Annotated in this window: 9 protein-coding genes; 2 read left to right on the top strand and 7 right to left on the bottom strand. The window is 57.6% G+C overall.

From position 1 onward, the window contains the following. From PHW69_09390 to PHW69_09420, 7 genes are all read right to left on the bottom strand, one after another. On the bottom strand, window positions 1-277 hold a 277-nt coding region (locus tag PHW69_09390), incomplete at its 3' end, for a phage gp6-like head-tail connector protein (protein MDD4005395.1). A gap of 58 nt (window positions 278-335) precedes the next feature. Further along, window positions 336-479 (bottom strand): hypothetical protein, encoded by a 144-nt coding sequence (locus tag PHW69_09395; protein ID MDD4005396.1) that lies wholly within the window; start codon window positions 477-479, stop codon window positions 336-338. Between the two features lie 12 nt (window positions 480-491). Then, on the bottom strand, window positions 492-1,700 hold the full coding sequence (locus PHW69_09400) for a phage major capsid protein (GenBank protein ID MDD4005397.1): 1,209 nt from the start codon (window positions 1,698-1,700) through the stop codon (window positions 492-494). A 39-nt stretch (window positions 1,701-1,739) separates the two neighbouring features. Next, entirely contained in the window at window positions 1,740-2,333 is a 594-nt protein-coding gene (locus PHW69_09405) for an HK97 family phage prohead protease (protein MDD4005398.1), read from the bottom strand. Between the two features lie 80 nt (window positions 2,334-2,413). Further along, complete coding sequence (locus tag PHW69_09410; GenBank protein ID MDD4005399.1) at window positions 2,414-3,622, bottom strand: phage portal protein; 1,209 nt, start codon at window positions 3,620-3,622, stop codon at window positions 2,414-2,416. Window positions 3,623-3,651: 29 nt separating this feature from the next. Beyond that, window positions 3,652-4,839 (bottom strand): PBSX family phage terminase large subunit, encoded by a 1,188-nt coding sequence (locus PHW69_09415; GenBank protein ID MDD4005400.1) that lies wholly within the window; start codon window positions 4,837-4,839, stop codon window positions 3,652-3,654. Continuing rightward, complete coding sequence (locus tag PHW69_09420) at window positions 4,836-5,387, bottom strand: hypothetical protein (protein ID MDD4005401.1); 552 nt, start codon at window positions 5,385-5,387, stop codon at window positions 4,836-4,838. The genes PHW69_09415 and PHW69_09420 overlap by 4 nt, the downstream gene beginning before the upstream one ends. Before the next feature lie 231 nt (window positions 5,388-5,618). Here PHW69_09420 and PHW69_09425 point away from each other — a divergent pair, with 231 nt between their 5' ends. Both PHW69_09425 and PHW69_09430 read left to right on the top strand, forming a co-directional pair. Next, window positions 5,619-6,182, top strand: coding sequence for a hypothetical protein (locus PHW69_09425; protein MDD4005402.1), 564 nt, complete (start codon window positions 5,619-5,621; stop codon window positions 6,180-6,182). 10 nt (window positions 6,183-6,192) lie between these two features. Then, a partial coding sequence (locus PHW69_09430) for a hypothetical protein (protein ID MDD4005403.1) occupies window positions 6,193-6,415 on the top strand: 223 nt, incomplete at its 3' end.

A 6,415-nucleotide genomic window follows, 5' to 3' on the forward strand; every position in this document is an offset into this window, starting at 1 on the left:
TATATTCGGCGGGGTTTACTGTTTCTCCGCCCTGTTCCAGCTCGGAAACAGAAAGCGCGGGATAATGGTTCAGCTGCAGGGTGCTTCCGTCGCAGTAGTGGGTTTCCTCCACAACAGTGCGCTTGACGAACAGCCTGCCCGTGTAATTTTCGGCGGCTTCGCTTACGGAATCAATGAGCGCTTCCAGAAGCCCGTCCCGGGAAGTGTCGAGGTCGGATATTTTCAGGAAAGTTTTTACCGCCGCGAGAGTGGTGATGCTGTATGTTGAGATTGCCATTTGTTCTCCGGTTTCCGTCCGGCGGGAGGAAACGCGCGCTCCCGCCGGACGGGTTTGGTTAAGCGGATTTTTTCGCTTTAAGCTGTGTTACAAGTCCCTGCGTTTCCAGCCTTTGCGCGTCTTCCGGCGAAAGCTGGATAACGGCGCCGGCCTTGTAGCCCATGAATGCCTTGAGAGTTTTTCTCAGCACGAGTTTTGGCATGACGTAGTCTCCTTATTTGAACTTCAGGCAGCTGAACGCCGCGCCGTGCGCGACGTCAATGGACATCGCCTGCGTAAAGCGCAGCCACGTCTGATCCTGCATGAAGGCGGACTGCAGGGCCGAGTTGTCCCAGTCGGACGCGTCCTGCGACACCTTTATTTCCAGCTCCTGCCGCGGCGAGATCAGCATGTAGCGGTTGAACCGGCCGAAGATGGCGGCGGTCAGGTCGCTGTTGTCGCCGAGGTCGGAGGGAATCTGGCTGCAGATGATGTAGGGCGTGTTCCACAGCGTGGCGGGCATGTCGCCCGCGGGCGGCTGCCAGATGTAGCTGCCCTGGGTGTCTTTGAGTTTTATGAGTTTTTTCAGGCCCGTGCGCGAGAGGGCGATAACGCCGTCGCGGGCATAAGCGTCCGACAGCGAGAACACGAGGTCGGCTATATCGTCGAAAGAAACCGACGTGCTCCCCATGCTCACGCTGTTTACGCCGGATGCGTAGAGTATGCCGTTGAACGGATCTCCGGCCACCGTGCTGCCCGCCAGCGCGACGCGTTCGATTTCCAGCGCCATCGCTTCCGCCACGAGTTCGGACAGGAACTCCGTGAGATTGATTGCGCTGTCGCGTATCAGTTCGTCGGTGCATTTAATGACGGCGGCCATCACCTTGGCCACCTGCTCGATCTGCCCGAACGACGGGGCCGTCGCGGTCCGCGCGGCGGATTCAATAGCCCAGCCTACGCTAACATTGCTGATCTGCTTGGGGATCTGGCGTTTCCACGAGCTCATCGGAATCACGTTGGAGTGGCTGATCAGCTCCGAGCTGTCCTGCATGAGCCGCACCACCTGCGCGGAAAACTCCGTCGGCACCAGATAGCCGCCCGCGCTGGAGGTTCCCTCCGCGAGCACGCTTTTGCCTTCGCCGGTAATGGCGAGCCGGTTTTTTGCCGCCAGCAGGAAGTTGCGCATGTTGCCGAACTTGCGGCCGTATTCCGAATTCCAGGGCCGTTCGGGAGTGTTGCGCGCCGACTTTTTAAAACTTTCCGCGCGTTCCATAATGGCGGTTTCGGTGTCGGGCAGCACGGCTTTTCTTTCCGGCGCAATGCGCCGCACGGCATCCTCGGCCAGTTTTTCGGCTTTTTCGCGGGTGATGCAGTCATCGAGCCGTGTGTCCAGCGTTTTGCGCAGCTCGGTGATGGATTGCATTACTTCGTTGTATTCGTTCATGATTGCTCCTTGTTTATGGGCCGCGCGGCGCGGCCCGGATTAGCGGCTAGGGCGCGGTTTTGCAGCGCGGGTGAGCGAGTCGAGTTCTTCTTTGATGCGGGCGAGCCCGGTCCGCAGCGCTTTTTTTAGTGCCTGGGCCAGCGCGTTGGGGTCAGCCGGAACCGCCACCAGCGAGATTTCGAAAATTTCCGCCAGCGTCAGCAGGCTGGGGTTGCTTTCGTCTTCGAAATGGAACCGTCCGGCGATGGATATGCCTCTGGCGTGCCCTTCGGTGTAGACCTCGCGGGCGTGTTTCACGACGGGGCAGTCCGAGCCGGAGAACTCGGCCCGGAAGAACAGCCCGTGACTGTCTTCGTGTATTTCGCGCACGGAACCCGCCACATGATCTATCCTGTTGACGTGATCCACCAGCAGCACTGGATTTTTCACGAACTGCGCCAGCTCGTACACATAGTCGCGCTTTGCGCGGTAGACGGCGGGAATGTCGCCGTAACGGTCCGGCTGGTTTTTCGTATTGGCGTAGCCCTCAATGAAGGTTTTGCCGTTTTCGGCGGTGATTTTCGCGCCCGTTATGGGCAGGATTTTCACGGCCGGGGCGTCCTGCGTGCCCAGTATGCGTGTATGGTTTTGCATGGTTCCTCCGAAATTTGGCCGCGGTTGCCCGCGCCGGGGCGGCAGCCCCGGTGAAAAATCATTGCCGCGCGAAACTTCAGTTAGCGGCAGTGTTTCGGCAGTCCTTTGGCTTTGCGCGGGAACGGCAGGCCCAGCGCCTCGGTTATTTCCTCGCGCGAAAAGCCGATACGGTAATAAGTTTCCGCGGCCTGCGAACGCGCGGTTTCGTCGTCGCGCAGGGCGGATACGCCGGAGAAGTCCGGGTCGAAATAAAGTTTTCCGCCGGGATCGAAATCCGGCAGCAGGAATTCGGTCAGCGTTTCCATTATCCGGGTGGTTTTCGGCATCACGCAGTTCTGCCAGAAAATGCGCTGCTGTTCCTGTGTGTTGTACTGGGGCGCGTATTCGAACAGCCCCACCATTGCGGGAGGCACATGGAAGATGGCCAGCACCGTTTCGCGGTTGAGTTTCATGGCCGCTACGAAGTCCATGTCTTTCTGGGACATACCCGTTGATTGCCACGACAGCCCCCCCTCCAGCAGCGCCACGCGGTGTGCTTTTTCAGGGCCCCGATACTTTTCATTCCAGGCCCGCATGATGCGCTCGCGGGTGGCGGCGTCGAGCTTGCTGTCGGTTGAGAGTATGCCGGAAATCGTGGCGGAGTTTTCAAAAAACGCCCGGTTGTAATTTTCGGCGGCGCACAGCGTGTCCGCGGCGAACCGGGCCGCGGCGAGCGGAGCCAGCCCGTAAAAGAAGTCGAACGGGTTGAAATAGCGGAAGTGGATCACGTCGTCGGCCTTGTAGCAGGCGGTTTTGCCGGACACGCGGTAGCGGTACCCGTCAATCGGCTTCTGCGGGTTTTTCGACGGCACCACCTCGACCAGATGGCTGATCAGCGGAAACAGCTCGCCGGGCCGCCCGTTAACCCGTGCGTCTTTGAGGATGTAGGCGTTGCCGGTCAGCTCGAGCGAGGCGATAATCCATTCCCGCAATTCCCGCCCTGACATGAACGAATTGGGCCTGTACATCAGCTGCATCGCGGGGTGATCGTCCACAATCCGGCCCTTTTCGTTTTTAAGGCAGAATTCCGAACCCGCCACGGCGTTCGCCACGGCGGATACGCAGGCGTAAACCCAGGCCTTGTCGGCGTAGGCGCGCATATAGGGATAGAAGTCGTGGCCTGACGGATCCGGCAGCTTGGGCGGGTTTATTCCCGCTTCCAGCGGCCACGCGCCCGCCGGGGAAAGATAGTTTTTTGCGTACCCCAGCTTCGAGATTTGCTTGTCCAGAAGATTTTGAAACCATTTCATGCGACCTCTCCTTTTTCAGCGTAGTTTGATCAGAATACAGTCACGGCGGGCAGCAGGCTGCCGTTTTTAACGTGCGAATAAACCGCATAGCGCAACGCGTCGAGCGCGTGGTCGTTGAATTTCACCGGTTCGTCCAGAACCTGCCCGTTCAGATCCTTTTTCCAGCGGTAGCTTTTAATTTCCCGGGCGAGATTGACCGATTCTTTCAGTATGTTCAGCCGGAACCGTTTTAACGCGTCAATCCCCAGGCTGACCGATTTCTCCGCCGGGAACACGTTAAACCCCGCAGCGGCTATTTCCTGTATGCGGTCAGGCTCGGCGGAATCGGCGTAAATGCACTGGTGCCGACAGCCGTGCGGGATAAGGCTTTCAAGCGCGGTTATTATTCCGGCGGTGGTGAGCCGGGTTTCATACAGCGCCTCGCGGATGTGGAGTTCCCGGTCCTTGACGCGCACCTCGGTAACGGCGGAAGGATTGTTGAAGCCGAAATCCACGCCCCACACCGTGTCGTCGGCGGTTTCGGGAAACGCGTCAGTGAACGTGTAGTTGGAAAACACGGTGTTGTCCTCGCGGCCCCATTCGCCGAGCGCGTAAACGCGGTAGGCGTTTTCATCCTGTTCCTTGAGGCTTTCCAGAACGGCGATGTAGTCGCTCTGCACAAAAGGGTTGTCGCGGTAGCTGGAGCGGATAACCTCCACCTCCGGCTGCTGCAGCAGTTTGGCGGGGATCCAGCCGGTCGAGTCGGATGGATTCAGCGTCAGGAACATTCTGTTTTTTTCCCCTCTGCCGGTTTTGCCGGAGAGGCGGGTAAGCAGAATGAGATAATCCTCGTAAGTGAATTCGTTTGCCTCTTCAAGCCACAGATAATTGAATTCCGCGCTTTTGATTTTTTCCGGGTCGTCGAGCGAAAAGAACTGCATACGGTTGCCGTTAAGCTCATAATAATGATCGGTTTTGGCGTGCGCGGCGGGGTTGTAAAGTCCGTACTGGCGCAAAAGATCGAGCACGAGCCGTTCTGCGGTCATTTTCAGCGCCGGTCTGGTTTTGCGCGCGACCCCGATGTTTTTATTGCGCTCGTTGCACGCTTTCATGATAAGCAGCTGCGCCACGCTGTGCGATTTTGACGAGCGCGCTCCGCCGATGTTCACCACGGTTTTTTTTGCGGCGTTAAGGTTGCGTTCGAAAACGGGAGTAATGAAAACGCGCGTTATGCTCATTTTGCTCCGGCGGTTTTGCGGGCGGATTTTGGGGCTTCGTAAACGACAACTGGCGGAGTGGCGTCCTGCGGCTGATCGTATTTCGCGTCGTATTTTTCCGGCATCCGGGCGGGCAGCGTGAAGCTGAACAGCCCGGCGGGCTTTCCCTCAAGCGTCCGGTCAATAAGTTCCAGTTCCAGTTTGGTGTTTACCGCGCGGTCGAATTCGCGGCGAAACGCTTCGTCATGCTCAAGGCAATAATAAAGGAGACAGGGTTCAATCCCGCTTTCCTTTATGGCGTGCGCCACTCCGCCGGCGCGCGGCAGGGCCCGGAGGAACGCGGTTTTCGCGCTCTCGCCGGCGGGCCGTACGGAAGAGTCCGGCGCGGCGGGGAGTTCCGCGCCGGACCGGGGCGCCGCGTTCTTGCGGCCATTGTCCGCGCCGGGCCGGGAATACCCCGGAGTTTGCATTGCGCCGGCCCGCGTTGCGGCCTGCATGATGTTTTTGCGGGCGGTTGCGGCGGTTTTTTTATTTTCGGCGGAGTTTTTGCTGTTTATTTTCCGTTTCATGGTCAATTTGCCCCGTTGGCGCGGTGCGGGCCAATAGTTGCGCCGCTTTTTAAATTTCTGAGAACATTGTATCATATATGATACGACTTGTCAATATCCTTTAGATAAGCTGGGGTATGCTGTCAATACAAATACTGATACGACTGATAAAACAGATCTCCGTTCATGCTTCATTCAGTGCGGACATTTAATGACGGCGGTGCAAATTGCTATACTAAAACGGGAGGGCACATGAAATACCTGGCGGCAATATTTCTGGCGGTGCAGTTGTGCGTTCCGTCTGTGGCGGAGGCGCCGGGCGACGCCGGGCGGGAATATCAGGATGCCAAAACCGCGCTTGCAAAAATTCTTGCGTCCGAAGCGAAAGAAAAAACCGGACTGATGGCCCGTATAACCGAGCTGGAAACGCTGGACGCCGACCTCTACCGCGCGGCGGTGAAAGAACCGCACCGGCGCAAAGAACTGTTTCTGCAGATGGCCCGAAACAAGCTGGAGGTTTTGCGCGCCGCGATTCGTATGTATTTTATAGATAACAGCGCCTATCCGCCTGATTTGAAGAAACTGACTCCCAAATATGTGCAGGCGATCCCGGAAGTGGCTGTTATGCCGGGGCCCGCCAGCGGGCGGGTTTATGTGCTGGACAAGGATGTTTACGGCAGGGATTTATATGACGCGGTCGGGCATACAAATGGCGGCTGGCTTTATGTATCCGATAAAAACTCCCCCCGCTGGGGCGATGTGTATATAAATTCCGACCGCATTACAATTGAAGGCAAATACGCATACCAGTATTAGGAGCGTGAATATGACACGGCTGTTCTTTATTGTATTGATTTCACTGCTGGCCGGCTGTACGGGTAATATGAGAACCGCCTCAACTGCGGGGCCCGGTTCCGACGAACTGGCGGCGGAAGCCGAGAATGTCGGCTATTATGTGCCGGTTTTCAGGCAGCTTGAAGCGGAAGAAGGGGATTTTGCCGCGATCGCACGCAAAATCCGGGCGCTTGATTCCGGTATTTTCACGGCGG

The sequence above is a fragment of the Elusimicrobiaceae bacterium genome, from assembly GCA_028700325.1.
Classification (GTDB): domain Bacteria; phylum Elusimicrobiota; class Elusimicrobia; order Elusimicrobiales; family Elusimicrobiaceae; genus JAQVSV01.

Excerpts from the sequence above, each read along its gene's own strand:
- PHW69_09395 (MDD4005396.1), bottom strand. The coding sequence starts at position 479 with ATGCCAAAACTCGTGCTGAGAAAAACTCTCAAGGCATTCATGGGCTAC.
- PHW69_09400 (MDD4005397.1), bottom strand. The coding sequence starts at position 1,700 with ATGAACGAATACAACGAAGTAATGCAATCCATCACCGAGCTGCGCAAA.
- PHW69_09405 (MDD4005398.1), bottom strand. The coding sequence starts at position 2,333 with ATGCAAAACCATACACGCATACTGGGCACGCAGGACGCCCCGGCCGTG.
- PHW69_09410 (MDD4005399.1), bottom strand. The coding sequence starts at position 3,622 with ATGAAATGGTTTCAAAATCTTCTGGACAAGCAAATCTCGAAGCTGGGG.
- PHW69_09415 (MDD4005400.1), bottom strand. The coding sequence starts at position 4,839 with ATGAGCATAACGCGCGTTTTCATTACTCCCGTTTTCGAACGCAACCTT.
- PHW69_09420 (MDD4005401.1), bottom strand. The coding sequence starts at position 5,387 with ATGAAACGGAAAATAAACAGCAAAAACTCCGCCGAAAATAAAAAAACC.
- PHW69_09425 (MDD4005402.1), top strand. The coding sequence starts at position 5,619 with ATGAAATACCTGGCGGCAATATTTCTGGCGGTGCAGTTGTGCGTTCCG.